This is a genomic window from Streptomyces sp. TRM68416 (assembly GCF_014596915.1).
In the GTDB taxonomy this organism is placed as follows: domain Bacteria; phylum Actinomycetota; class Actinomycetes; order Streptomycetales; family Streptomycetaceae; genus Streptomyces.
In genome coordinates, this window is sequence record NZ_JACVWU010000061.1 from 1 (window position 1) to 2,793 (window position 2,793).

Genomic DNA, 2,793 nt, shown 5'->3' on the forward strand with positions numbered 1-2,793 from the left:
CCCGCTGCCGGGCATGGTGATGCGGGTCCTGGACTCCGGATACCGTCGTGTCCCGGTCGGGGCCGTCGGCGAGCTCTACGTGGCCGGAACCGGCGTCGCCCGCGGCTATCTCGGCCAGTCGGCCCTGACGGCCGAGCGGTTCGTGCCGGACCCGTACGGGCCTGCGGGTTCGCGGATGTACCGCACGGGTGATCTGGCGCGTTGGGTCGAGCCGGGTGTGGTGGAGTTCCTGGGCCGTACCGACCATCAGGTGAAGATCCGGGGCTACCGGATCGAGACCGGCGAGATCGAAGCCGTACTCCACAACCACCCCCAGGTCAGCGAAGCGCTCGTCATCCCCCGTGGCGAGGGAACCCAGGTGCGTCTCGCCGCGTACGTGGTGCCGCGTCCCGGGGCCGACGCGTTCGACTCGGCCGCGTTCACCGCGTACTGCCGTGACCACCTGCCCGACTACATGGTCCCGGGCAGCTTCACGGAACTGGCGGCCCTGCCGCTCAACGCCAACGGCAAGGTCGACCGGGGCCGGCTCCCCGACCCCGTCGCACAGCCGGGGCCGCAGGAGGACGAGGGTCCGCTCGGGCCGGTCGCCGAGCTGGTCCAGGAGATCTGGCGTGAGGTCGCCGGGATCGAGGCGGGTCCCCGCGACAACTTCTTCCACTCCGGCGGCAATTCGATCCTCGCCATCCGGCTGATCGCCGCCATCCAGGACGAGTTCGGGGTCACCCTCTCCGTCCGCGCACTGTTCGAGGGCCCCACCGTCCTGGAGATGGCCCAGCAGATCGAGAACGAGATCCGCTCCGAGATCGACACCATGTCCGACGCCGAGGTGCTGTCGGGCTCCGAGACGAAGGAAGCCACCGCATGATCCGCCAGGACGCCCAGAGTGCCGATGCCCTGCGCCAGGAGCTCCTGCGCAAGCGACTCGCCGGCCGCCGGGGCGGCGCCGCGGCCCGCCGGGCCGGCATCCCGCGGGCCGACCGCTCGCAGCCGCTGGTCCTCAGCCACGGCCAGGAGCAGATGTGGTTCCTCAGCCGGCTCGAACCGGACAGCACCGAGTACCTGGTGCCGCTCGTCCTGCGGATGCGCGGCACCCTCGACACCGAGGCGCTGCGCCGGGCCTGGGAGCAGGTGTGTGCCCGGCACGAGGTGCTGCACACCCGGTACGAGATGGTCGACGGCACCGCCGTGCAGATCGTCGACGAGCCGGGCCCCGTCGCCCTGCGCGTCGTCGAGGTCGCCGGTGAGCAGGCGGCCCAGGACGAGCTGCACCGCGAGCTGGCCGAGCCGTTCGACCTGGCCGCCCAGTGGCCGGTGCGCGGCACGCTGATGCGGTTGGCCGACGACGACCATGTGCTCGCCGTCGTCTTCCACCACATCGCCTGTGACGCCTGGTCCACGACGATGTTCGGCAGTGAGCTGAGCGCCTGCTACACCGCGCAGGTCTCGGACACGGAGGCGCGGCTCGCCGAACTGCCTGTGCAGTATGCCGACTTCGCCGCCTGGCAGCGCGCCGAGCAGCAGGGCCCGCGTGCGCTCGCGCAGCTGGCGTACTGGCGCAAGGAGCTCGCGGGCCTGGCGCCGCTAGAGCTGCCGACCGACCGCCCGCGGCCCGCGGTCCGCAGCTACGCGGGCGACGACGTCCTCTTCGACCTGGATCTCGCCCTCGGCGACCAGGTCCGCGCCGTGGCCAAGGAGCACGGCACCACCGCGTTCACCGTGCTGCTCTCCGCGTACCAGGCCCTGCTCGGCCGGTACGCGGGCACGCAGGACGTCGCCGTCGGTACGGTCGTCTCGGGCCGTACCCATCCCGACCTCCAGGGCGTCTTCGGCTACGGCATCAACACCCTCGTACTGCGCGGCAGTTGGGATGACGGCACCTCCTTCGCCGAGCTGCTCGACGGCTGCCGGCAGAAGGTGCTCGCCGCCTTCGACCACCAGGACGTGCCCTTCGCGCGCCTCGTCGACGAACTGCAGCCGGAGCGCGACCAGTCCCGTACACCGCTCTACCAGGCGGCCTTCACGCTGCACGAGTGGCGACTCGACGCGTTCAGCATGCCCGGTCTGACGGCGGAGCCGTTCGGCGGCAGCGACGGCATGGCCAAGTGCGACCTCACCCTGCAGGCGCAGGAGCGCCCCGACGGCACCTTCCACTGCCGCCTCCAGTACGCCACGTCGCTGTTCGAGCGCGAGACCGCCGAGCGGATCGCGGCGCACTACGTGCGTCTGCTGCGCACCGCCCTGGCCGAGCCCGGCACCCGGGTCGTACGGGCGGAGCTGCTCGGCGCCGAGGAGCTGGCCGCGGTGACCGCGGCTCCGCGCGCGCTTCCGCAGTCGGACGCCCTCGCGCACCAGCTCTTCGAGCAGTGGGCGGCCCGGACCCCGGACGCCGTCGCCGTGACGGCCGGCGGCCAGGAGCTGTCGTACGCGGAGGTCAACGGCCGTGCCAACCGCCTCGCCCGGCATCTGCGCGAACTCGGCGCGGGACCTGAGCAGTTGGTCGGCGTGCACCTGGAGCGTGGCGCGGAACTCATTCCGTCGCTCCTCGGTGTCCTGAAGTCGGGTGCGGCGTATCTGCCGCTCGACCCGGCGAACCCGGCCGAGCGCCTCGGGTACGTCCTGTCCGACGCCAAGGCGCGGATCGTCGTCACCACCGGTGACCTCGCCGCATCCCTCGGCGAGGTCTTCGACGGCACGCTGATCGTGCTCGACGACCCGGCGACCGCCGCCGCGCTCGACGCGCTCGCCGCGGACGACCTCGCCCCCGTCGCCGGTCCGGACAACGCGATCTACACG

Annotated in this window: 2 protein-coding genes; both read left to right on the plus strand. The window is 72.2% G+C overall.

All coding sequences use genetic code 11. The features are described from left to right. On the plus strand, nt 1-865 hold an 865-nt coding region (locus ICC28_RS39870; protein WP_188293769.1), incomplete at its 5' end, for a non-ribosomal peptide synthetase. Further along, on the plus strand, nt 862-2,793 hold a 1,932-nt coding region (locus tag ICC28_RS39875), incomplete at its 3' end, for a condensation domain-containing protein (RefSeq protein WP_188293770.1). The genes ICC28_RS39870 and ICC28_RS39875, both read left to right, overlap by 4 nt.